The organism is Streptomyces liliiviolaceus, assembly GCF_018070025.1.
GTDB lineage: Bacteria > Actinomycetota > Actinomycetes > Streptomycetales > Streptomycetaceae > Streptomyces > Streptomyces liliiviolaceus.
Genome location: NZ_JAGPYQ010000002.1, coordinates 1,507,499 through 1,529,399, shown reverse-complemented (window position 1 = coordinate 1,529,399; position 21,901 = coordinate 1,507,499). Strand labels below are relative to the sequence as shown.

Annotated in this window: 22 protein-coding genes; 13 read left to right on the top strand and 9 right to left on the bottom strand. The window is 70.5% G+C overall.

The window, feature by feature from the left end; all coding sequences use genetic code 11:
- Positions 1-17 precede the first annotated feature (17 nt).
- From J8N05_RS42170 to narI, 4 genes are read left to right on the top strand one after another with little or no spacing between them, the layout of a single operon-like run.
- Positions 18-3,752, top strand: a complete 3,735-nt coding sequence (locus J8N05_RS42170; RefSeq protein WP_247706908.1) for a nitrate reductase subunit alpha — start codon at positions 18-20, stop codon at positions 3,750-3,752.
- The gene (narH, locus tag J8N05_RS42165) at positions 3,752-5,434 is read left to right on the top strand and encodes a nitrate reductase subunit beta (RefSeq protein ID WP_210892668.1); all 1,683 of its coding nucleotides are present in this window, start codon (positions 3,752-3,754) and stop codon (positions 5,432-5,434) included. Before J8N05_RS42170 ends, narH begins: the two co-directional genes overlap by 1 nt.
- Complete coding sequence (gene narJ, locus J8N05_RS42160; protein ID WP_210892666.1) at positions 5,431-6,090, top strand: nitrate reductase molybdenum cofactor assembly chaperone; 660 nt, start codon at positions 5,431-5,433, stop codon at positions 6,088-6,090. The genes narH and narJ overlap by 4 nt, the downstream gene beginning before the upstream one ends.
- A complete protein-coding gene (narI, locus tag J8N05_RS42155; protein WP_210892664.1) occupies positions 6,087-6,857 on the top strand; it encodes a respiratory nitrate reductase subunit gamma in 771 nt (256 codons plus the stop codon). The genes narJ and narI overlap by 4 nt, the downstream gene beginning before the upstream one ends.
- 49 nt (positions 6,858-6,906) lie before the next feature.
- Here narI and J8N05_RS42150 read toward each other — a convergent pair whose 3' ends face one another.
- Together J8N05_RS42150 and J8N05_RS42145 are read right to left on the bottom strand one after the other, a co-directional pair.
- On the bottom strand, positions 6,907-7,554 hold the full coding sequence (locus J8N05_RS42150) for an HAD family hydrolase (RefSeq protein WP_210892662.1): 648 nt from the start codon (positions 7,552-7,554) through the stop codon (positions 6,907-6,909).
- 183 nt (positions 7,555-7,737) lie between these two features.
- On the bottom strand, positions 7,738-8,283 hold the full coding sequence (locus J8N05_RS42145) for a TetR/AcrR family transcriptional regulator (protein ID WP_210892660.1): 546 nt from the start codon (positions 8,281-8,283) through the stop codon (positions 7,738-7,740).
- A gap of 86 nt (positions 8,284-8,369) precedes the next feature.
- Here J8N05_RS42145 and J8N05_RS42140 point away from each other — a divergent pair, with 86 nt between their 5' ends.
- Positions 8,370-8,777: a nuclear transport factor 2 family protein gene (locus J8N05_RS42140; RefSeq protein ID WP_210892658.1), complete on the top strand. Its 408-nt coding sequence runs from the start codon at positions 8,370-8,372 to the stop codon at positions 8,775-8,777.
- A 199-nt stretch (positions 8,778-8,976) separates the two neighbouring features.
- Here J8N05_RS42140 and J8N05_RS42135 read toward each other — a convergent pair whose 3' ends face one another.
- Positions 8,977-9,411, bottom strand: a complete 435-nt coding sequence (locus J8N05_RS42135) for a MarR family winged helix-turn-helix transcriptional regulator (RefSeq protein ID WP_210892656.1) — start codon at positions 9,409-9,411, stop codon at positions 8,977-8,979.
- A 108-nt stretch (positions 9,412-9,519) separates the two neighbouring features.
- Here J8N05_RS42135 and J8N05_RS42130 point away from each other — a divergent pair, with 108 nt between their 5' ends.
- The 4 genes from J8N05_RS42130 to J8N05_RS42115 all read left to right on the top strand — a co-directional run bounded on the left by J8N05_RS42130 (position 9,520) and on the right by J8N05_RS42115 (position 13,185).
- Complete coding sequence (locus J8N05_RS42130; protein ID WP_210892654.1) at positions 9,520-10,434, top strand: alpha/beta hydrolase; 915 nt, start codon at positions 9,520-9,522, stop codon at positions 10,432-10,434.
- A gap of 77 nt (positions 10,435-10,511) precedes the next feature.
- The gene (locus J8N05_RS42125; protein ID WP_210892652.1) at positions 10,512-11,777 is read left to right on the top strand and encodes a sensor histidine kinase; all 1,266 of its coding nucleotides are present in this window, start codon (positions 10,512-10,514) and stop codon (positions 11,775-11,777) included.
- Positions 11,774-12,433 carry a response regulator gene (locus tag J8N05_RS42120; protein ID WP_210892650.1) on the top strand — a complete coding sequence of 220 codons (660 nt, stop codon included), beginning with the start codon at positions 11,774-11,776 and terminating at the stop codon, positions 12,431-12,433. Before J8N05_RS42125 ends, J8N05_RS42120 begins: the two co-directional genes overlap by 4 nt.
- A gap of 113 nt (positions 12,434-12,546) precedes the next feature.
- The gene (locus J8N05_RS42115; RefSeq protein ID WP_210892648.1) at positions 12,547-13,185 is read left to right on the top strand and encodes a GOLPH3/VPS74 family protein; all 639 of its coding nucleotides are present in this window, start codon (positions 12,547-12,549) and stop codon (positions 13,183-13,185) included.
- Positions 13,186-13,301: 116 nt separating this feature from the next.
- Here the strand turns inward: J8N05_RS42115 and J8N05_RS42110 are convergent, their stop codons facing one another.
- The 5 genes from J8N05_RS42110 to J8N05_RS42090 form a co-directional block, all read right to left on the bottom strand.
- The gene (locus J8N05_RS42110) at positions 13,302-13,796 is read right to left on the bottom strand and encodes a DUF4333 domain-containing protein (RefSeq protein WP_210892646.1); all 495 of its coding nucleotides are present in this window, start codon (positions 13,794-13,796) and stop codon (positions 13,302-13,304) included.
- A gap of 74 nt (positions 13,797-13,870) precedes the next feature.
- The gene (locus J8N05_RS42105) at positions 13,871-14,314 is read right to left on the bottom strand and encodes a peptidoglycan-binding domain-containing protein (protein WP_210892644.1); all 444 of its coding nucleotides are present in this window, start codon (positions 14,312-14,314) and stop codon (positions 13,871-13,873) included.
- A gap of 131 nt (positions 14,315-14,445) precedes the next feature.
- Complete coding sequence (locus tag J8N05_RS42100; RefSeq protein ID WP_210892642.1) at positions 14,446-15,207, bottom strand: hypothetical protein; 762 nt, start codon at positions 15,205-15,207, stop codon at positions 14,446-14,448.
- Positions 15,208-15,293: 86 nt separating this feature from the next.
- Positions 15,294-15,836 carry a hypothetical protein gene (locus J8N05_RS42095; protein ID WP_210892640.1) on the bottom strand — a complete coding sequence of 181 codons (543 nt, stop codon included), beginning with the start codon at positions 15,834-15,836 and terminating at the stop codon, positions 15,294-15,296.
- Positions 15,837-15,869: 33 nt separating this feature from the next.
- Positions 15,870-16,337, bottom strand: coding sequence for a peptidoglycan-binding domain-containing protein (locus tag J8N05_RS42090; RefSeq protein WP_210892638.1), 468 nt, complete (start codon positions 16,335-16,337; stop codon positions 15,870-15,872).
- Between the two features lie 290 nt (positions 16,338-16,627).
- Here J8N05_RS42090 and J8N05_RS42085 point away from each other — a divergent pair, with 290 nt between their 5' ends.
- The 4 genes from J8N05_RS42085 (at position 16,628) to J8N05_RS42070 (ending at position 20,980) form a co-directional block, all read left to right on the top strand.
- Complete coding sequence (locus J8N05_RS42085) at positions 16,628-19,042, top strand: sensor histidine kinase (protein WP_247706907.1); 2,415 nt, start codon at positions 16,628-16,630, stop codon at positions 19,040-19,042.
- A complete protein-coding gene (locus J8N05_RS42080; protein WP_210892636.1) occupies positions 19,039-19,695 on the top strand; it encodes a response regulator transcription factor in 657 nt (218 codons plus the stop codon). Before J8N05_RS42085 ends, J8N05_RS42080 begins: the two co-directional genes overlap by 4 nt.
- 112 nt (positions 19,696-19,807) lie before the next feature.
- On the top strand, positions 19,808-20,461 hold the full coding sequence (locus tag J8N05_RS42075) for an SRPBCC family protein (RefSeq protein WP_210892634.1): 654 nt from the start codon (positions 19,808-19,810) through the stop codon (positions 20,459-20,461).
- A gap of 3 nt (positions 20,462-20,464) precedes the next feature.
- Positions 20,465-20,980, top strand: a complete 516-nt coding sequence (locus tag J8N05_RS42070; protein ID WP_210892632.1) for a cupin domain-containing protein — start codon at positions 20,465-20,467, stop codon at positions 20,978-20,980.
- 157 nt (positions 20,981-21,137) lie between these two features.
- On the opposite strand, the gene J8N05_RS42065 is transcribed toward J8N05_RS42070, so the two are convergent.
- A complete protein-coding gene (locus J8N05_RS42065; protein WP_210892630.1) occupies positions 21,138-21,803 on the bottom strand; it encodes a TetR/AcrR family transcriptional regulator in 666 nt (221 codons plus the stop codon).
- Between the last annotated feature and the right edge of the window lie 98 nt (positions 21,804-21,901).

Here is a 21,901-nt window from a genome sequence, read left to right as displayed (position 1 = left end):
CGGAGCGGAGTGGCACGGTGAGCAGGAGGACCAGCCGGGAACAGACTGCGACGGGCCTGGACGGCGCGCTGGCGGAGGCACTGGTGCGCAGCCGCCGCTTCTTCACCAGGGCGGAGGTCTCCGAGGACCTGCGCACCCTGCACCGCGAGGGCGGCCGCCGGGCGGACGCGTTCTACCGCGACCGCTGGTCGCACGACAAGGTGGTGCGTTCCACGCACGGAGTGAACTGCACCGGCTCGTGCTCGTGGAAGGTGTACGTCAAGGACGGCATCATCACCTGGGAGGCCCAGCAGACCGACTACCCCTCGGTGGGTCCGGACCGCCCCGAGTACGAACCGCGGGGCTGCCCGCGCGGAGCGGCGTTCTCCTGGTACACGTACTCACCCACCCGGGTGCGCTACCCCTATGTACGCGGTGTCCTGCTGCAGATGTACAGGGAGGCAAAGACCCGGTCGGGCGGCGATCCGGTCGCCGCCTGGGCCGACGTCGTCTCCGATCCCGAGCGCTCCCGCCGCTACAAGGCGGCCCGCGGAAAGGGCGGCCTGGTACGGGCGACCTGGGCGGAGGCGACCGAGATGGTCGCCGCCGCGCATGTGCACACGATCAAGGAGTACGGCCCGGACCGGCTCGCCGGGTTCTCGCCCATCCCCGCGATGTCGATGGTCTCCCACGCGGCCGGAGCCCGCTTCTACTCGCTGCTCGGCGGGGCGATGCTGTCCTTCTACGACTGGTACGCCGACCTGCCGGTGGCGTCGCCGCAGATGTTCGGCGACCAGACCGACGTGCCCGAGTCGGGGGACTGGTGGGACGCCGGGTACCTGATCATGTGGGGTTCCAACCTGCCGGTGACGCGCACCCCGGACACGCACTGGATGGCCGAGGCCCGCTACCGCGGACAGAAGGTCGTCGCCGTCGCTCCCGACTACGCGGACAACGTGAAGTTCGCCGACGAGTGGCTGCCTGCCAGGCCCGGCACCGACGGCGCCCTCGCGATGGCCATGGGCCACGTGATCCTCAAGGAGTTCTTCGCCGACCGGCCGACGCCGTACTTCACCGGTTACGTCAAGCGGTACACGGACCTGCCGTTCCTGGTCCTCCTGGACGAGTCGCGGGACGAGCCCGGCACGTACACGCCAGGGAAGTTCCTGACCGCCGCCGACCTCGGCGACGAGCACGCGAAAGCCGAGCACGCGCAGTTCCGGACCGTCCTGCTGGACGCGGCGACGGGACGGCCGGTGGTGCCGAACGGCACGCTCGGCGACCGCTACGGCGAGGAGGGGGCCGGCCGGTGGAACCTGGACCTCGGCGACACCGACCCGCTGCTGTCCGCGCAGGGCGGCCGCGAGACCCCGGTCGAGGTCCTGCTGCCCCGCTTCGACGCACCCGACGGCAGCGCGGGACGACTGCGGCGCGGTGTGCCGGTCCGCCGGGTCGCCGGACACCGGGTGACCACGGTGTACGACCTGCTGCTGGCCCAGTACGGGGTGGGCCGTGCCGGCCTGCCCGGCCGGTGGCCGTCCTCGTACGACGACACCGACGAGCCCTGCACCCCCGCGTGGCAGGCTGCGATCACCGGGGTGGACGCCGCACGGGCGGCCCGTATCGCCCGGGAGTTCGCCGCCAACGCCGAGGAGTCCGGCGGCCGTTCGATGATCGTCATGGGGGCGGGCACCAACCACTGGTTCCACTCCGACACCATCTACCGGGCGTTCCTGACCCTGACCACACTCACCGGCTGCCAAGGAGTCAACGGCGGCGGCTGGGCCCACTACGTCGGTCAGGAGAAGGTGCGGCCCGTCACCGGCCACTCGGCGATCGCGACCGCCGCCGACTGGAACCGCCCGGCCCGGCTGATGATCCAGAGCGCCTACTGGTATCTGCACAGCGACCAGTTCCGCTACGACCCGTTCTCCGCCGACACCCTCGCGGCACCGGGACGCGGCGGCCCGTTCGCGGGCAGGACCACGGCCGACGTGATCGCCCAGTCGGCGCGGATGGGCTGGATGCCCTCGTACCCGACCTTCGACCGGAACCCGCTGGACCTGGCCGACCAGGCCGACGCCGCTGGCCGTCCCGTCGCCGAGCACATCGTGGACGAACTCACCTCGGGGCGGCTGCGGTTCGCCGGCGAGGACCCGGACGCGCCGGAGAACTTCCCCCGGGTACTGACCGTGTGGCGGGCCAATCCGCTCGGCTCGTCCGCCAAGGGCAACGAGTACTTCCTCAAGCACCTGCTCGGCACCGACTCCTCCGTGCGCGCCGCCGAGGCGCCGCCCGGGGCACGGCCCAGAGACGTCGTGTGGCGGGACGAGGCCCCGGCCGGCAAGCTCGACCTGCTGCTGACCCTGGACTTCCGGATGACCAGCACGACCGTCTTCTCCGACGTCGTCCTGCCCGCCGCCACCTGGTACGAGAAGCACGACCTGTCCAGTACGGACATGCATCCCTTCGTGCACGCCTTCAACCCGGCGATCGCCCCGCCCTGGCAGACCCGCACCGACTGGGACGCCTTCCACACCCTCGCCCAGGAGTTCAGCCGCCAGGCGGCCGCACACCTGGGCGTCCGCAAGGACGTGATCGCCGCGCCGCTGCTGCACGACACCCCCGACGAACTGGCCAATCCGCACGGAACGGTCCGGGACTGGAAGGCGGGGGAGTGCGACCCGGTGCCCGGACGCACCATGCCGAAACTCGTCACCGTCGAGCGCGACTACGGCGCTGTGGCCCAGAAGATGGGCGCGCTCGGCCCCCTCCTCGACACCCTCGGCGCCACCACCAAGGGCGTCACCTTCGAGGTCGGCCGCGAACTCGACCACCTGCGGCACAAGAACGGCACCGTACGCGGCGGAGTGGCCGACGGACGGCCCTCCCTCACCCGGGACGTGCACGCCTGCGAGGCGATCCTCGCCCTGTCCGGCACCACCAACGGGCACCTCGCCACCCAGGGATTCAAGACCCTGGAGGCCCGCACCGGCACGCGGCTGGCGGACCTGGCCGCCGAGCACGAGGGCAAGCGGATCACCTTCGCCGACACGCAGGCGGCCCCCGTCCCGGTCATCACCTCTCCGGAGTGGTCCGGATCGGAGACGGGCGGACGCCGCTACTCGCCGTTCACCGTCAACGTCGAGCGCCTCAAACCCTGGCACACCCTCACCGGCCGTCAGCACTTCTATCTCGACCACGACTGGATCACCGCGATCGGTGAACAACTGCCCGTCTACCGGCCGCCGTTGAACATGCACGCGCTGTTCGGCGAACCCCGCGTCGGCGAAAACGGCGAGAACGGTGAACTCGGCCTGACGGTCCGCTATCTGACCCCGCACAACAAGTGGTCCATCCACTCCGAGTACCAGGACAACCTGTTCATGCTCTCCCTGTCACGCGGCGGCCCGACGATCTGGATGAGCCAGGAGGACGCCGCGAAGATCGGCGTGCACGACAACGACTGGGTGGAGGCCGTCAACCGCAACGGTGTGGTCGCCGCCCGCGCGGTCGTCTCGCACCGTATGCCGGAGGGCACCGTCTACATGCACCACGCCCAGGACCGCCTGATCGACGTGCCCCGCACCGAGACCACCGGCCGGCGCGGGGGCATCCACAACTCCCTGACCCGCCTGCTGATCAAGCCCAGTCACCTCATCGGCGGCTACGCCCAGCTCACGTACGCCTTCAACTACCTGGGCCCGACCGGCAACCAGCGCGACGAGATCACCGTCGTGCGCCGCCGCACGAACCAGGAGGTGACGTACTGATGCGCGTCATGGCCCAGATGGCGATGGTGATGAACCTCGACAAGTGCATCGGCTGCCACACCTGCTCGGTCACCTGCAAGCAGGCCTGGACCAACCGCGGCGGCGTCGAGTACGTCTGGTTCAACAACGTCGAGACCCGGCCCGGCCAGGGCTACCCGCGCCGCTACGAGGACCAGGAGACCTGGCGGGGCGGCTGGGAACTGAACAGGCGCGGCAGGCTCGGGCTGAAGGCCGGCGGCCGGTTCAGGAAGCTGATCCAGATCTTCTCCAACCCGAGGCTGCCCGCCCTCGACGACTACTACGAACCCTGGACGTACGACTACGAGACCCTCATCAACGCCCCACTCCAGGAACACACCCCGGTCGCCCGCCCCACCTCCCTCGTCACCGGGAAGGACATGAAGATCTCCTGGTCGGCGAACTGGGACGACGACCTCGGCGGGTCCGCCGCGACCGGCGAGAAGGACGTCCTGCTGAACCAGGTCTCCGAGCGGATCAGGTTCGAGTTCGAGCAGACCTTCATGTTCTACCTCCCCAGGATCTGCGAGCACTGCCTCAACCCCTCCTGCTCGGCGTCCTGTCCGTCCGGCGCCATCTACAAGCGGGAGGAGGACGGCATCGTCCTGGTCGACCAGGACAGGTGCCGCGGCTGGCGGATGTGCGTGACGGGATGCCCGTACAAGAAGGTGTACTTCAACCACCGGACCGGCAAAGCCGAGAAGTGCACCTTCTGCTTCCCCCGCGTCGAGGTCGGTCTGCCCACCGTCTGTTCGGAGACCTGCGTCGGACGTCTGCGCTACCTCGGCCTCGTCCTCTACGACGCCGACCGGGTCCTGGAGGCCGCTTCCACCCCCGACGACACCGCCCTGTACGAGGCCCAGCGCGAGGTGTTCCTCGACCCGTGCGACCCGGCCGTCGGCGCCGCGGCCGAGCGGGCCGGCATCCCGCGGGACTGGCTCGACGCCGCCCGGCGCTCTCCGGTGTACGCCCTGATCAACACCTACGAGGTCGCCCTCCCGCTGCATCCCGAGTACCGGACGCTGCCCATGGTCTGGTACATCCCGCCCCTGTCCCCGGTGGTCGACGCCGTCCGCGACACGGGCCGCGACGCCGAGGACCACCGCAACCTCTTCGCCGCCGTCGACGCCCTGCGCATCCCCGTCGACTACCTGGCCCAGCTGTTCACCGCGGGCGACCCCGCCCCCGTCGACGCGGTCCTGCGCCGGCTGGCCGCCATGCGCGCGTACATGCGCGACATCAACCTCGGCCGTGAACCGGACGAGGCCGTCCCCGCGTCGGTCGGCATGACCGGCGAACAGGTCTACGACATGTACCGGCTGCTCGCCCTGGCCAAGTACGACGAGCGGTACGTCATCCCGTCCGCCCACGCCGAACAGGCGCACCGGCTCGAAGAGCTGGCCACCGAGTGCAGCCTCGACTACGAGGGCGGGCCCGGCATGGGAGCCTCGGGCCCCTTCGGTGAGTCCTCCGGCGGACCCGCACCGATCGCGGTGGACACCTTCCACGCCCTGCGGGAACGACAGACGGCGGACACCGTGGCCGCCCCCGCCGACAAGGCCACGCGCGTGAACCTCCTCGACTGGGACGGAAAAGGTGCCCCGCCCGGCCTGTTCCCGCGCAAACGGTCCGATCCCGGAGAGCGGCAGGGAGGGAGGCCATGAAGAACAAGCCCGCGCACAGCGAGTCCTGGCACCCCCGTGCCTGGCAGGCGCAGTCGCTGCTGCTCGCCTACCCGGACGAGCGGTTCGAGCAGTACCTTGCGCTGACCGCCCGGGTCGCCGACACCCTGCCGGAGCACGTCGCCGGCCCCCTGTCCCGGTTCACCGCACACGCCGAGCGGACCGCCCCCGCCGACCTCGCAGCCGCCTACGTCGCCACCTTCGACCACCGCAAGCGCTGCTGCCCCTACCTCACCTACTACGGCCACGGCGACACCCGCCGACGCGGAGTCGCCCTGCTCACGCTGAAACAGACGTACACGGCGGCCGGGTGGCGTCTGGCCGACGACGAACTGCCCGACCACCTCGCCGTGGTCCTGGAGTTCGCCGCCGCCGAACCGGCCACGGGCCTGCGTCTGCTCACCGGCCACCGGGCCGGCCTGGAACTGCTCCGGCTGGCGCTGCACGACGAAGGCTCACCCTGGGCCCACGTCCTGGACGCCGTCTCGGCCACCCTGCCGACCCTGGCCGGCGACGATCGGGAAGCGGTGACGCGCCTCGCCGCGCAGGGCCCGCCCGAGGAACAGGTCGGCCTCGATCCCTACGCGTCCCCGTCCCCCGTGTTCCTGCCCGACCCCGTCGTAGGAGGTCCCCGATGACCGCGCCCTCGCAGCCCTTCACCGCGGCGGCCGGGACCGGCAACGGCGGCGTCCTGCTGTGGACCGTCCTGCCGTACGTGTGTCTCGCCGTCTTCGTCCTCGGCCACATCTGGCGCTACCGCTACGACAAGTTCGGCTGGACCACCCGCTCCTCCCAGCTGCACGAGGGACGCCTGCTGCGCATCGGCAGCCCGCTGTTCCACTTCGGCATCCTCGTCGTACTGCTCGGCCACATCGGGGGCCTGCTCGTCCCCAAGAGCTGGACCGAGACGGTCGGGGTGAGCGAACACGCCTACCACGTGGGCGCGGTCGTCCTCGGCACGATCGCCGGGTTCGCCACCCTCGCCGGCCTGGCCGTCCTGATCTACCGGCGTCGCACGGTCGGCCCGGTCTTCTCCGCCACCACCCGCAACGACAAGGCCATGTACGTCTCACTGACCGCGACGATCGTGCTGGGCCTGGCCGCGACCGTGGCCGCGAATGTCGTGGGCGGCGGCTACGACTACCGCGAGACCATCTCCCCGTGGTTCCGCTCGCTCTTCTACCTCCAGCCCGACCCGGCGCTGATGACGGACGCGCCCGTGCTCTTCCAACTGCACGCGCTCAGCGCGCTGTTGCTGTTCGCGGCCTGGCCCTTCACCCGGCTGGTCCACATGCTCACCGCACCGCTCGGCTATCTGACCCGCCCCTACATCGTCTACCGCAGCCGCGACACCGACCTCGGCACCAGGCCGCCGCGCCGGGGCTGGGAGCGCACCGGTACCTGAGTACTCCGTGCTGTCCGTGTCCCGGCGGGCGAGCCGCGTCCGGCTCGGGCTACTCCGCGGAGTGGGTGAGGAGGTGGTCGACGGCGTCGGTCACGTCGTCGACGGTGTGGTGGGGTGTGGCGAGGCCGTCGGGCCAGGGCCTCCCGCGTACCCAGATCGCGCGCAGGCCCGCGTTGAAGCCGCCGGCGATGTCGGTCTGCGGGTCGTCGCCGGTCATCCAGTCCCCGGGGGTGAGCTGGGTGCCGCATCGCGCCGCGGCGAGTTCGAAGAGCCGCGGATCGGGTTTGCGGACGTCGATGTCGCCGGAGGCGGCGATGCCGTCGATCAGCTCGGCGAGGCCGGTGGCACGGATCTTGGCTCGCTGGATGTCGCTGGCGCCGTTGGTGGCGACGCCGATGCTCCAGCCGGCGTCCTTGAGCCGGGTCAGACTCGCGAGGACGGCGGGGCGGCAGGTAATGGCGGCCGTCATGCGGTCGACGTACACGCGCCACAGATGGTCGGCCGGCTCGCTGAGCCGGAAGGTGGCGGCAAGGCGGTCGAAGTCGCCGCGCTCGGCCCGGTCGGCGAGTTCGGTGAGCAGCCAGTGCTCGATGTCAGGTCCGTAGCCGTGGTCGTGGGTGAGGGTGGCTATGGCGTCCGCGAAGGCGGCCGTGCGGTCGACGAGGGTGCCGTCCAGGTCGAAGAGAGCGAGGCGCATGAGAGCGACCCTATCCGGCTGGCCACCTGCACTGATCCTCCTCCGGCGGCATCGCGGCGTCGGGGCGACCGCCCGTGCGGGGCGGGGGGCGTAGGCGTACGGTCCGAGCCGGTTCGCAGCGTCGCCCGAGAGTGCGGCGAGTTCAGACCGCTCGCAGACCGCTGGAGGAGTTAGTGGTCCGGGCTACCCGCGCGGCTCCAGGCCGTCCAGGATGACGTCGATCAGGCGGGCGCGGGTCCGTGCGTCCGCGGTGGCCTGGGCGGCCCGGCCGGCCGCGATCAGCAGGGCGATCAGATCGTCGAACGACACGTCCTCGCGTACGGCTCCGGCGGCTTGAGCGCGCTGGAGCAGGGCGCCGACGGCCGAGCGCAGCCGGGCCGTGACCTCGGGGTCGGCGTCCATCCGCAGATCGCTCAGGGCATCGGCGAGGATCAGCTTCTCGGCCGACGTGGTGGCCATGTCGGTGAAGAACTCCCGAAACCAGGTGAGCGGCTCATTGCCCGTCCCGACGGTCGAGGCGCGGGCGGCGAGGCGTTCGAGGCGCTGCTCGTACACCGCCTTGAGCAGGGCTTCCTTCGTCGGGAAGTGGCGGAAGACGGTGCCGATTCCGAGTCCGGCCCGCCGGGCGATCTCCTCCGTCGACGCGGTGACCCCGTGCTCGACGAACACATCGTCGGCGGCTTGGAGTACGGCGGATCGATTGCGTGCGGCGTCGGCTCGGGGAGACACGAGAACCCTTCCTTGACAAGCGGAGTGGTCACTCCGTAACGTTTTTACCGGAGTGGTCACTCCGATTCTGACTTCTGGAGGCAATCATGCCCGACAACGCGGTCCGTGATCCCCGTGAGGTGTTCGAGCTTCTGCTGAAGTCGCTCGCCGACCGGGACCTGACGACGGCGGCCGGTCTGTACGCCGACGACGCGGTGGTGCGGCAGCCGTTCGCCAAGCCGGCCGAGGTGGTGCTGACGGGCCGGCCCGAGATCGAGCAGCACTTCGCCGTGTTCGGCGCGGCCCCGATCACGCTGTCGCCGCAGAACATCGAGGTGCACGAGACCACCGACCCGCAGGTCGTCGTGGGGGAGTGGGACAACACCGTCACCCGGACGACGGACGGCACAACGGTGACCACGCACAACATCGCCGTGTTCTGCGTCCGCGACGGTCGGGTCGTGTGGTCGCGCGACTACCACGACCACGCCGCCCTGGCCGGCCTGCTGTCGTGACCTGAAGCCTGACCGGGCTCTCCGGTTCGTTGATGGTTGATGGTTGATCCCGGTGAGCAGGCCTGCGGCACGGCCGGGCTCGTATCCGCAATCACGCGCGTGGGTACGAGCCCGGCCCCCTGGCCCCCCGGGGAGCCTGTGATGTTCTGCTCCCGGCTGCTCGGAATCCGGGCGTGCGGCAGAGCTTCGGACGTGCAACTCACTCGCGTACGCCGTCCGACGTGGACGGGGCGAGCATCGCCTTGAGGATGCGTTGCAGCTCGACGCGGTCCTGGGGGGTGACCCTCGCCAACCTGCGGTCGTACTCCGCCGCGAGGGCCGCAAGTGCCCGATCGCGTGCTTGCGTGCCCTCGGCGGTCAGCGCGAGCCGATGACGCCTCAAGTCCGCCTCGTCGATCCCACGGCTGACAAAGCCCTTGGCGACGAGGTTGCGGACGTAGACCGTCACGCTCGCCTTGGGCAGCAGCAGCGCGGTCGCGATCTCCGCCGGGTACGGCGACGCCTCCACCTCGGCCAGGACGAAGAACTCCTTCGTCTCCAACCCGAGCTCGGCCAGGTCCCGCGCGCAGGCGTCCAGCACGACGCCCAGCAGCCGCTGGTTCAGCGTCCACAGCTGCGCCCCGTCGACCGACATGGTGGCCTCCGTCCGAGGTGGTACCGTTTCGTATTAGTTCCAAACTGTACCAGTTGTTGTTCTGTGCTGAGCCCCTACGGAACGACGACCTCAGGAAGGAAGCCACGCATGCTTCAGCACCTCACGATCCCGCGCGGTCCCATCGAGCTCGCCGCCGATCTCCATCTGCCCGACGACGCCGACGGCAGCGCACCGTTGCGCGCCGTGGTGCTCTCCACCCCGGGCAGCAGCGTGAAGGAGCAGATCGGCGCCAACTACGCCTCCCGTCTCGCCGCCCGCGGCATCGCGGCGCTCGTCTTCGATCCTGCCCATCAGGGCCAGAGCGGAGGCGAGCCCCGCGACCTCGAAGACCCCTACCGCCGAGGCGAGGACATCTCCTACGCCATCGACCTGCTCACCACGACCCCCGGCATCGCCCCGCGGCGCATCGGCGTCCTCGGCATCTGCGCGGGCGGGGGATACGCCGTGCACACCGCCCGTACGGACCACCGCATCAAGGCGGTCGGCACGGTCGTCCCCGGCAACATGGGCACCTCGTTCCGCGGCTTCCAGCCCGACGGCCCGGCCGCGGCACTCGACGCCCTCGCGGACGAACGTGTCGAGGAGGCCCGCTCCGGCGAAACGACCCGTGTGAACTGGCTGCCCGACACCCTTGAGGACGCCACAACGGCGGGCCTGACCGACATCGACACCACTCAGGCCATCACCTACTACCGCACCGAGCGCGGCGGTAACGAACACTCCACCAATCGACGCCTCTCGCGCAGCGACTCCCTCCTGCTCGGCTACGACGCGTTCCACTTGGCCGACCAGCTCATGACCCAGCCGCTGCAGGTCGTCCTCGGCGGACGCATCGGCAACACCGGCTCGTACGACACCGGCATGCAGCTGTGGAAGCTGGCCCCCAACCCCGTCGACCTCATGGTGATCGACGGCGCCGGCCACTACGAGATGTACGACGAGCCCGTGTACGTCGACGCTGCCGTCGAACGACTCGCCGGCTTCTACATGAACCACCTGTGAGGCATCCGAACCGGCGAACCTTCCAGTTCGCCCCGGGGGAGCGCTCCGGAGCCCCGCCCGCTGGATAGGCTCGCGGTGTGGACCGCAGCAGCAGGGTGCCGGAGGGCGTGTTCGCCGGGGGAGCACGGGCCGGGCTGTCGTCCCGTGCGGCTCGCGCGCTGTGGTGGGGGTCGGCGTTCCTGGTGCTCGGAGTGTTGGGTACCTCCGTGGTCGTCGAGGGTGTGGACCACGGCTGGCGACTGCCCGTGGCGTCGGTCCTGGTTTTCGTGCAGGTCTGTGCACTGAGGTGGCTGGGCCGCGCCCCGGTGATCGTGCTGGCAGCGGTCGCGGTGACCGGGCTGGGGGTGTGGGCACTGCTGCCGGCGGTGACCTTGACGGGGGCGCTTCTCGCCGCGCAGGTCGCGTTGTGCGTGGTGTCGGCCACCGGACCACGGCGGGTGGCGGCCGGAGCGCTCGCGGCCATGTTCCTTGCGGCGCCGCCGGCCTTCGGGGCGGGTGGCCCCGCGGGTCTTGCGGTCTATCTGCTGGCGGTCGTCCTGGCGTGGACCGCGGGGCAGTGGCGCAGGGCGCAGCAGGCGCGGATGCGGGCGGAGTTGCACCGGGTCGTGATGGAGGAGCGCGCGCGGATCGCGCGCGAGGTGCACGACGTCGTGGCGCACACCCTGTCGGTGATGGTCATCCAGGCGGGCGCCGCCGACGACGTGTTCGCCCAGCAGCCCGAACAGGCGCGTCAGGCGTTGCGGGCCATCGAGACGGGCGCCCGCTCGGCGCTGGGTGAACTGCGGCTGCTGCTCCGCGCGTTCCGGCCCGATGCCGAGGAGGACGGGGCAGGCGACGACGGGGCGGGGGAGCAGCGGGAGCCGGGACCCTCGCTCGCGCGCCTGGACGAGCTGGCGGACACGGTGCGCGCGACCGGGATGACGGTGAACGTACACCGCGAGGACGCTACCGCCGGACTGCCGGCCACGGTGGATCTGGCGGTGTACCGGATCGTCCAGGAGGCCCTCACCAACACATTGCGTCACGCGGCCGGCGCCGATGAGGTGAACGTGCGCGTGACGGCCGAAGACGGGTGCGTGGTGGTCACGGTGGTCGACAACGGACGTACGCCCCAGGGCAGGGGAGGCACGGCCCAGGGCAGGGGTCGTACCGCACAGGGACGGGGACGTACGACCCAGGGCGGACCGGTCGTGGCGGGTGCGGGTGCGGGTGCGGGCGCGGGGCGCGGTCTGGTGGGGATGACGGAACGCGCGCATCTGGTGGGCGGCAGCCTGCGCGCCGGAGCGCTGCCCGGGGGCGGGTTCGAGGTCGCGGCACGGCTGCCCATGGAGCGTGCGTCATGACGCTTCGCGTGGTGGTGGCCGACGACCAGGCCCTGGTCCGTACGGGATTCCGCATGATCATCGACGCGCGGGACGATCTCACGGTGGTCGGTGAGGCGTCCGACGGCGGGGAAGCGGTGCGGCTGACGCGGGAACTGGAGCCCGACGTGGTGCTGATGGACGTACGCATGCCCGGCGTGGACGGTATCGAGGCGACCCGGCGGATCGCCGAGTGCGGCAGTCGGGCCCGGGTGCTCGTGCTGACCACCTGGGACGTGGACGCGCACGTGGTCGCCGCGCTGCGGGCCGGGGCGAGCGGCTTCCTGCTGAAGGACATGCGCCCCGGTGAACTCGTCGACGCGATCCGGCTCACCGCGCGCGGCGACGCGCTGCTGGCGCCGGCCGTGCTGAGCCGTGTCCTCGACCGGTTCCTACGGACGACGCCCGACCAGGCGCCGCCGCCCTCCCTGCTGGAGCTGTCCGGCCGGGAGCGGGAGGTGCTCACGCTGATCGGGCAGGCGCTGTCGAACGCGGAGATCGCCGGGCGGCTGCGCGTGTCGGAGGCCACCGTCAAGAACCATGTCACCGCGGTGCTGCGCAAACTGGGCCTGCGGGACCGCGTCCAGGCCGTCGTCGCCGCCTATGACCACGGACTCGTACAGCCGCGCCACCTCTGACCGCGTCGTCTCCTCCTCAGGGAGGAGACCCGGCCGCGATCCTCCTGTGCTCCCAGTGCCGGTCCCTCCCCACGGCCGATCCGCGGCCGGTCATGCGGTCGTAGTGTCGAGGTGTGAACGACGACCTGGCCTGCCACCTGTATCTGCTCGCCCACGACGACGCGGCCGAGGGCCCCTACAACCGTTCCCGCACCCAGCTGCTGGTGCGCGCCGCCGCCCTGATCGACCTCGCCGCGCGCGGACGGCTGGTCGAGAACGGCGGCACGGTGACCGTGTCAGGCACCGAGCCGACCGGCGACCCGGTCCTGGACGGCGTTCTGCGTGACGCCGCGGGCGGGCACGGCTGGAAGCACCTCGTACGCCGCCACCGCAAGCAGATCCTGACCCAGGTGGAGGACCGGCTGGTCGCGGCGGGTCTGCTCGGTGTGAAAGTGCCCCGTACGCCCTTCGGCACACGGCGGCTGACCGTGACGGACCGCGCCGTGCCCGCCGCTCTGCGCACTCGCGTCAGCGCGGTGCTGCACGCGGACGGACCCGTGCGGGAGGTTCCCGTCGCCGATGCCGCGCTGCTGGCGCTGGCCGCGGCGGGCGGGATCCACTCGGTCGTCACACGACAGGACCAGAAGACCTTCCGGGCCCGTATCGACGCCTGCACGGGGTGCCTCGCCGCCCTCGCGCCCGGCCTGGAGAAGGCGGTACGCGCCCTGCCGACGACCATGATTGCCGCGCAGGGCGGCATGGGCGGCAGCTGACGGAACGGGGAGTCGATCGGCATGCACCGCGTCCTGACCGCACTGGGCTGCGCCCTGACGGCCGTACTCGTCACGGCCCGGTCCGTATCCCCGCCACCGCAGACGGCGCCCGGTGTTCACTTGGGAGTGCTGTCGACTTTGTAGTTGTAATGGACCTGGTTGCCGTTGACCGAGGTGGCCGTGACGGTGACGTCGTAGGTGTTGCCGCCGGCCGTGAGTTCGCAGTTGATCGTGGCTCCGACCCGGGCCGGGAGGTGCTGAGGGCAGGTGACCCTGTCGGGACGCTTGCCGGTGTCGGCGGCGAGCTTGTCGGAGATGGTCTGTGCGACTCGGGCCTTGTGGACGGCCCCGTCCTCGCTGACGCCCGTGTTCGAGGGCTTCGAGGGAGCGTCACCGACCGGCTGTTCCTCGGCGGTCGGCTGCTCCTCGGCCGTCGGCTCCTCCTTGGGCGTCGGCTGTTCCTCGACGGTGGCTGCGCTCTCGCCGGCCGTCGCTTCGTCCTTCTTCTCCGCGTTGCCGGCGCTGAAGGAGCATCCGGTGGCAAGAAGCATCGTCAGCGCGCCCAGTGCCGCCGCGCTCGCGATCCTCGTGCTGTACCCCGTGTGCTGCATTTCGTCCCCCTGTTTGTGGTTGATGAGACAGAGATTCAGGACTGCGTGATCGACTGAATCTCTTCTGATGTGCCTCAGTTACAGCTGATCCGCGCCCCGGTTTCCACGCTGTAGTTCCCCCACACCATCGAACTCCGCGTCTTGGGGCCGTAATCGCCGTCCGCCGTGACACCCACCTTCTTCTGAACGGTGATGAGCGCCGACTCGGTGAGGGGGCCGAAGTCCCCGTCCGTCACCAGGTTGTATCCGTAACAGGAGTTGAGGTTCTTCTGAAGGGCGCGGACCGCCGTGTTGCTCATCCCCCGGTCCAGCCAGCAATTGGACCCATCGATGGTGGAGTAGGGGATGTACTTGTAAGAGGTGGGGTTAGTGACCTTGTTGTATATGTTGGCCCCGTAGCTGCAGGGCGAGGTGGCCGCGGCCGCGGACGGCGCGCCGGCGAGAGCGCCACCGAGGAGGCCGACCAGAAGGGCTCCCGCGGCTGCGGCCGACTTTGCGCGTCCACTACGGATGTTCATCAATTCCTCTTCACCTTTCGATTGTCGGGCGGGTTGCCCGACTTCTTGCAGGACGGAATGCGGTGCGAATGATGCGGCGGGAAAGTGAAAGCGGGGTGGTGCGTGCCTGCCGAATTCGATCCGGTCGGCGATCAGTCGCCGCTGTCGCTGGTCACCTCGACGGCGGTACCGAGGTTCGGCGCCGCCCTCCTGGCGAGTTCGCGGGCACGGTCCCGATCCGCGCCCTCCGCCACGACGATGCTGACCGCAGAGCCGGACACGGCATCGCGTCGCAAAGTCGCGCCGACGACCGGATACCGGGCGAGCACCGCCTCGTACGCGGCGATCGCCTCGGCGGGGAACCGGTCGTTGAAGTCGCTCTCGACGAAGAGCCCTCCTCTGACCCTCAGGACCATCACACCGGAGAGCGGCCGGTGCCGGTCGCCCTCGGCGTAGATGTCCTTGAACACGGCCAACGCGCCGGTGGCATCGACCGCGGTGACCTCGATGCGCCAGCGGTCGGTTGCCTCTTTCCAGGGCTGGTCATCGATGTCGGCCTTCGTCACCCGGTCGTCGGCCGTCAGCGACCGCCACAGCGCCAGGACCTCTCCCGTACGTCTTTCGTCCGCGACGACGGTGAAGGTGATGCCGTCCGCCTCGATCCGGCCGGTGGTCTTGTCGTGGCGGGCGACGTACTTCCTCATCTCGCCCACCAGCCCGGTCACGCGGTCGGCCGAAGTACCGTCCTCCAGGATCAGCGTGCCGGTGGACGTTCCCTTGAAGGGCAGGGTGTTGTTCTTGGTGGTGTGGATTTTCGCCACGTCCGGCGTACCGGCCCAGCTTTCTTCGAATTCCCCGGCGAGCGCCGTGCCTTTGTCGATGGCGCAGCCGGTCAACGCGGGCAGGCCCAGCACGCACGCGAGGATCACCGTCGGCCACCGCAGGGTGCCTCTTTTCAGTGTCGTCTCCTTGAAAGCTCCCTAAGACCGTCAGGGACCGGTCAGTTCCCGAAGTCCGGCCGCGGTCGACCGTTGTGGCGCAGCCGGAGCAGTCGCCGGGGGTGTGAGCGCAGCACCGGATGGAGGTTCCAGCCCTGCTCCGAGGCGACGCGCAGGACGTAACCCGCGCCGGCGCCCCGGAAGTAGTGCGCTCCGAGTTCCAGGTCGCGGTGGTACTCGCGGCGGTGCCGGGAGGTCTCCACCCGCCGCGTCTGTTTCTCGATGCGCCGGTCCACGCGCGCCCGGTAGTACGCCGTGTCGCCCTCCCGCGCCAGAGCCACCGGGGTCACGCACCAGAGCGGGAGGAACGGCACCCGGCCCAGCGTGGCGTCCAGCATCCGTGTCGCACCGTTCTCGGCCCGCGGCACCATGTAGACGATCAGCTCGGCCACCGGCGCCACGAAGTAGAGACAGACGGCGAGGAAGATCCAGACCACCCACCACACCGGCAGGAACACCAGGGTCAGAGGGAGGAGCAGGAGCCAGCACAGGGCGGTTGGACGGACGGGAAGCGGCCCCCAGGCGGGGTCGTCGTGGTCATGCACGGACGGTGCCTTCTCCTCCTCAGGGGCAAGTGGCTAAAGGGTGTTGTAGGCACAGCCGTTGCGTGTCCCGTCCGGCTTGTACCTCGCCCACTTCAGATTCCAGAAGGTCTGCTCGCCGTACTGCCCGTCAACGCTGATCCCCTCGTACTTCTGGGCGTACTTGAGGGCATCGCGCGTGGCCGGCCCGAAGTCGCCGTCCACCGCGATGGAGCGCCCGTAGCACGTCTTGAGGGTCAGCTGGAGAACCTTGACGCCGTTTCCGGTGCTGCCGTAGTCCATCCAGCAGCGCATGTTGTTGAGCCCGTCGTACCGAACCGCCGGCACCTTGATCCACTGGAAGGAGGTGGCCGAGTAACTGATCATCTGGCCGCCCGAGCAGTGCCCGAGGTACGTCCACGCCGACGCCGAAGGAGCGGTGGCGAGGGCGCCGCCGAGGAGCCCGGCGGTCAGGGCGCCGGTCGCCAGAAGGGATCTGGACCGCTTGCCGGGACGAACAGACATGGTGCTACCTCTCATCAAGGGGGAGGGCGTGAACTGCCCGTGCGGCGGGCGCACACTCCACCCACCTGGATGCGTGCCCGCCGCGGCCGGTGCCAGCCCCGTACGACAGGGACGTTAGTCCGGCCCGGTCGCCGGGTGTGCCGGTCGTTCGCCCCACACGGAACGACGCGTACGCCGGAACACCCACCGGGCGGCGGACGAGACCCCTCCCGTGCACGGCCCCGACCGCACCGACGCCGGAGGCGAACGGGCGTACTGCCTTGATCGCGGGTCAACTACCCTTGTCCTCCATGGGGCATGGGGGATCCGGGGGGAACAGGGAGGCGGTCGCCGAGCCGATGGACCGCCCCAGGTCCGGTGAGCGGCTGGTGATCCTGGCCCTTGAGCGGTTCGGTGTGTGGCTGCGGTCCATCGTGGTCTGCCTGTGCGGTGCGCTGGGCGTCGTCTCGGCCGACGCGGCGGACGTTCCCCTGGCATCGACCCTGCTGGTGCCCGCTTTCCTCGCCTGCGGTGTACGCCTCTACGCGCTGCGCCGCCCGGACCTGTTCCCGCTCGCCCTGCTGTGGACATTGGACGCGGCCGTGGTGGTGTTGACGGGGCTGTCCCAGCCGGTGATCGGCGGCGAGCCCGCCAATGTGATGGTGGAGGCGATGGTCGGCATCAGCGTCGTCGCCTTCCAGTACGAGTGGGCGACGCGACCGCTGGCCGGGGCCGCCCTGGCCGCACTGGGGGCCGGCGTCTGCGTACTCGGCGACGTCCTCGCCTCGCCGGGCAGCGGCCCCGACGTGGTACCCCTGGTGCGCATGCTGATCCAGGTGTGCCTGTCCAGGGCCGCCTACCTCATCGTGCGGGCGCTGGCCAGGGCGGCCGACCGGTCGGCCGCGGTCAGGGCGGCGGCGCGCCGGGAGATGGAGGTCGCCGCCGCGCGCAGGGCGAGCGAGCGCGAGTACCTGGCGACCCTGCACGACACGGCCAGCGCGACGCTGCTGATGGTCTCCCAGGGCGACGGCCGGGACTGGTCGTGGCTGCCGCCGCGCGCCAGACAGGACCTGGAGGCCATGTCCGCCGTGCCCGGCTTCGAGACGGGGAGCGTCGACCTCGCGGCTCTCCTCAGCTGCGTGCCGGAGGGCGAGGGGCGGACCAGGGTGCGGCTCAAGACGCGTATCGACGGCCCGCTCGCGATTCCGTCCGGCCCTGGGCTCGCGATATTCAACGGGGTCCGGGAAGCCGTCACCAATGTGGCACGCCATTCCGGGGTGCGGGAGGCGGATCTCAGGGCCTGGACGGAGGGGGACGGCGCCGTCGTCGAACTGTCCGACGCGGGACGGGGTTTCGACCCGCGGTCCGTCTCCGCGCGGCGCCGGGGCATCTCCGGTTCCATCGTCGCCAGGATGCACGCGGTCGGAGGCTCCGCCACGGTCACCTCCCGTCCGGACGACGGGACCCGCGTGCAGTGGCGCTGGCACGGCCCGACCGGGGCGTCACAGACGGGGGACGGAGCACAGGCTCCCGACGTACCGCGCCCGCCCCGCGAGCAGGTGCGGCACACGGCCGACGTCCGCTTCATCCGCGGGCGGCTCCTGCACGGGACCCAACTGGCCGTGCTGCTGATCAGTCTGGTGTGGCAGTTCACCATCTCGCTGCGCCGGCTCGTGGTCCACCAGGACGTGTACCGCCCCGCGTGGGCGCAGACGACCGCCTTCGTCTGCCTTGCCGCCGTCGCCGTGATCGGGGGCGCCTATCTCCTGCGTGGCAGACAGATCCCTCCGGCGGTGCGGTGGGGGAGCGTGGGCTCGGTGCTGGCCGTTTCGGCGGTGTGCGCGTTCACGCTCCCGGCGGAGCTGTCGACGGCCGCGCCGGACTGGGCGTTCGGAGTGGTCGGCTGGCATGCGCTGTTCCTGCTGGCAGACCTGCGGGTCAGGGTGTTCGCGGCGTTCCTCGGAGCGCATGTGGGGCTCAACGCGACCGCGGTGTTCCTGTCCGGGGCGCCGAGCGCCGCCCAGTGGGCCACGTTGGGGATCTCCACGATAGGAAGCTGCGGCTTCCAGCTCTCCGTCGGCGTACTGATGTCGTACCTGCTCCACGGTACGGCGCCGGCGGCCGGAACCGCGGCCGCACGAGAGGAAGAGATGCGTACCCGGGAACGTATCCACGAGGACATGCAGCGCGACCACAAGGAGCGCTACCGCGCGCTGACGGCGACGACCGTGCCGCTGCTCGTCGGCCTCGGCCATGGTGCGCTGAGCCCGCACGACGAGGAGGTCAGGCTGAGGTGCGGTGTGGAAGCGGCCCGTATGCGCCGCCTGTTCGCGGAGAGCGACGCGGTCCTCGACCCGCTGCTGAACGAATTGCGGGCGTGCGTCGAGGTGGCCGAGCACCGGGGGGTGACGGTGAATCTGTCCGTACGAGGCCGACCGGGGGAGGTGCCGGTGGAGGTACGCAGACAGCTGATCGACCCGGTGGCGGTGACCTTGGGCCGGACCCGCTCCACCGCGCGGGTGACCGTCGTGTGGACACCCCGAACGGTACGCGTCAGCGTGGTCAGCGAGGACCGCGCCGGCGGCCGGGACACGGAAGAGGCCGCTGACACACACGACCGCGCAACGAGCGCGCAGGTGGACGTGGCGCGAACAATGCGCGGCGGAAGTGTGTGGGTGGAGGCGGGCTGGAGCAGACCGGCGATCTCCGGAGTTGACCTCACATGAGTGACAACGCACCGGTCAGCGTGGTCGTCGTCGACGACCATCCCGCCATCCTCTCGGGCGTGGAGGCGTGGTACGCCGCATCGCAACGACCCATCACCGTGGTCGCGGCCGGCGACTCCGTGGGCGAAGCCTGGACCGAGCCGGGCAGCACGGCCGACGTCGTCGTGCTGGATCTGCAACTGGGCGAGGGCGGACCCGCGTTCGGCAGCCTTCGAAGACTCGTCGACGCCGGTCGGCAGGTGATCGTCTATTCGATGCGGGACGACGAGAAGACCGCGCTCAACTGCCTGGACCTGGGAGCCGCGACCTATCTGACCAAGAGCGAGGGCCGGGACCACCTGGTCGAGGCGACGCTGGCGGCGGCGGACGAGCGGCCCTACATGCCGCCCGCGCTGGCCGGCGCGCTGGGCACGAACACCCGCGCCGACCGCCCCCAGCTCTCGGTGCGCGAGGAGAACGTACTCATCGAGTGGTTCCAGTCGGAGTCGAAGGAACTGGTCGCGCAGCGCCTCGGGATCTCCGTACGAACGGTCAACTCCTACCTGGACCGGGTGCGCATCAAGTACGCCAACGTCGGCCGCCCCGCCCGCACCAAGGCGAGCCTGGTCGCCCGCGCCATCCAGGACGGGCTGGTCGACGTGGACGACCTCTGACCGGGCGACGGACACCGGGGTTACGTAGTGATTACCCATGCGACGGCGCGCGGCCCGCCCACAGGATGGTGCTCGGAACGGAATCACCGAGCAAGCAAGAAGGAACCACTCGATGACATCACGGAACAAGGTCGTGCAGGGGGTGGCTGTCGCCGCGGTCGTCACGGCGACGGCGCTGTCGGCACCGTCACCGGCCGCGGCGCATGAAGCGAAGCCCGGTGGCAGGACCCATCAGGCGTGCCGGGGCGTGACCGTCGACAGGAGCGCGCCGGTCATCAGCCGCGCCACCGTCCTCATCAAGGCGCCGCTGACCACGATCTGGCACCTCCACACGGACATCGACGCGTGGGACACCTGGATACCGGAGATCACCCCGGCGCGGAAGAAGACGCCTGGACCGCTCCGGCAGGGCTCGGTCTTCGAGTGGTCGCCCCAGAACATGCACGTCACGTCCACGGTCAAGTCCGTCGCACCTCGCAGATGCACCGCGTGGGCCGCGCCCGTCAACGGCATCGACGGCATCCACCTGTTCACCTTCGAACAGGTCAAGGGCGGCGTACTGGCCACCACCGAGGAATCCTGGGCCGGCGCGCCCGCTGAAGCCGACGTCCCCGGCAACCAGACCGCACTCGACACCGGCCTCGCCGACTGGATGAAGCGGCTCAAGAACACGGCCGAATCGACCAGTTGCGGAAAACCGCCCGCCGCCGCTCCCGCTGCCTCCTTCGCGCAGCGGCCGGCTCGGCAACCCACCACCCAAGGATGATCAATGAGCCTTATCCCCTCCTTGTCCTCGAATCCTGACCATCCCGGTCGTCAGTACGCCCTCGGTCAGGAACTCCGGGTCTCGGTCCTCACCGCGGCCGAGGAGACCGAGGGCCGTCATGACGTGACGGACTCCTTCATGCTCGCCGGTGCGGCCACGCCGCTGCATGCCCACACCAGGTACGAGGAGCGGCTCTGGGTCTCCGCCGGCCTGCTGACCGTGTGGGCGGGCGACGAGAAGGTGACCTTGCGCTCGGGAGACTTCTACACCATCCCCCTGCGCGTACCCCATGCGATAGCAGCCGGCCCGGACGGCGCCCGCGCCCTCAACATCTCCACACCGGCCGGATTCGCCGAGGTCATCGCTCGCACCGCCACGCCGCTCCACCTGTTCACGGAAGCGACCGCACTCGACGTGGAGCTCTTCAACGCCGTGGCGGAGGAGATGGGCGACCTGCTCCTCGGCCCGCCCGGCAGCACGCCTGCCGACCTCGCGCCGAAGCCCCCGGGGACGATCTGACGCTCCCCGAGGTCGGCACGCGCGCATCCACCCCGAACGGCAGGTCGTTCGGGGTGGATGCGACGGTGCGTGGGGCAAGTCCGGCGCCGGAGCGTCGGCAGGTCTCCACTCGACCGGCCGGTCGGCGTACCGGACAGCCGTGGTCAACGGTCCGGCGTCAGACCGCTGTCAGGTGCGCGAGCGAGCCGATGACACGCTCGGGGACGTTCTCGGGCCAGAGGAACGACGGGGAGACGAGACGCTGGTGGGCGAGGCCGTGCAGGCCCGCCCACAGCGCCGTCGCGTCGGCCGACACGTCCGTGCTCGTGGCCGCGCCCGCCGCGACACAGTCGCCCAGGGCGTCGATGAGCATCAGCAGACACGACGCGCCGAGCACGACGAGATCCGTCTCGGTCAGCGAGCTGTCGCCCGGGGGCGGCACCCACAGGCCGCCGAACATCGTGCGGTAGCGCCGGGGGTGACACCCGGCGAAGTCGAGGTAGGTAGCGCAGATGGCCAGGAGCCGCTGCCGGGGATCGCCGCCGGCCCGCTCCACCGCCGCGCCCAGACTGCTCTCCAGTCCGGCGAACTCCCGTTGTACGACGGCCAGCACGATGGCCGGCCGGTCCGGGAAGTGCGGGTAGATCGAGGGGGTGGCGATGCCGACCCTGCGGGCCACCGATCGCAGCGTGACGGCATGCGGCTCACCCGTCTCGTCGAGCAGCTCGGCCGCCGCGTCGATGATCTCCTCGCGCAGGCGCCCGCCTTCTCCACGGCGGTTGTGCGTGCGGGCCGCGGCGGCCCGCGCCGCGCCGGGCGCTCGTACCGATCCGGGTCGCTTCACTTCGTCACCTTCCGTCGTGGAGTGGTCGGCGAGTCGCGGCACGCCGGGTGTCAGACCTCGGGAACGATGACGACCTTTCCGGCGACGGTGCGGGACTC

Coding starts and splice junctions, on each gene's coding strand:
- narH (WP_210892668.1), top strand. CDS start 3,752: ATGCGCGTCATGGCCCAGATGGCGATGGTGATGAACCTCGACAAGTGC.
- narJ (WP_210892666.1), top strand. CDS start 5,431: ATGAAGAACAAGCCCGCGCACAGCGAGTCCTGGCACCCCCGTGCCTGG.
- narI (WP_210892664.1), top strand. CDS start 6,087: ATGACCGCGCCCTCGCAGCCCTTCACCGCGGCGGCCGGGACCGGCAAC.
- J8N05_RS42150 (WP_210892662.1), bottom strand. CDS start 7,554: ATGCGCCTCGCTCTCTTCGACCTGGACGGCACCCTCGTCGACCGCACG.
- J8N05_RS42140 (WP_210892658.1), top strand. CDS start 8,370: ATGCCCGACAACGCGGTCCGTGATCCCCGTGAGGTGTTCGAGCTTCTG.
- J8N05_RS42135 (WP_210892656.1), bottom strand. CDS start 9,411: ATGTCGGTCGACGGGGCGCAGCTGTGGACGCTGAACCAGCGGCTGCTG.
- J8N05_RS42130 (WP_210892654.1), top strand. CDS start 9,520: ATGCTTCAGCACCTCACGATCCCGCGCGGTCCCATCGAGCTCGCCGCC.
- J8N05_RS42120 (WP_210892650.1), top strand. CDS start 11,774: ATGACGCTTCGCGTGGTGGTGGCCGACGACCAGGCCCTGGTCCGTACG.
- J8N05_RS42110 (WP_210892646.1), bottom strand. CDS start 13,796: ATGCAGCACACGGGGTACAGCACGAGGATCGCGAGCGCGGCGGCACTG.
- J8N05_RS42105 (WP_210892644.1), bottom strand. CDS start 14,314: ATGAACATCCGTAGTGGACGCGCAAAGTCGGCCGCAGCCGCGGGAGCC.
- J8N05_RS42090 (WP_210892638.1), bottom strand. CDS start 16,337: ATGTCTGTTCGTCCCGGCAAGCGGTCCAGATCCCTTCTGGCGACCGGC.
- J8N05_RS42085 (WP_247706907.1), top strand. CDS start 16,628: ATGGGGCATGGGGGATCCGGGGGGAACAGGGAGGCGGTCGCCGAGCCG.
- J8N05_RS42080 (WP_210892636.1), top strand. CDS start 19,039: ATGAGTGACAACGCACCGGTCAGCGTGGTCGTCGTCGACGACCATCCC.
- J8N05_RS42075 (WP_210892634.1), top strand. CDS start 19,808: ATGACATCACGGAACAAGGTCGTGCAGGGGGTGGCTGTCGCCGCGGTC.
- J8N05_RS42070 (WP_210892632.1), top strand. CDS start 20,465: ATGAGCCTTATCCCCTCCTTGTCCTCGAATCCTGACCATCCCGGTCGT.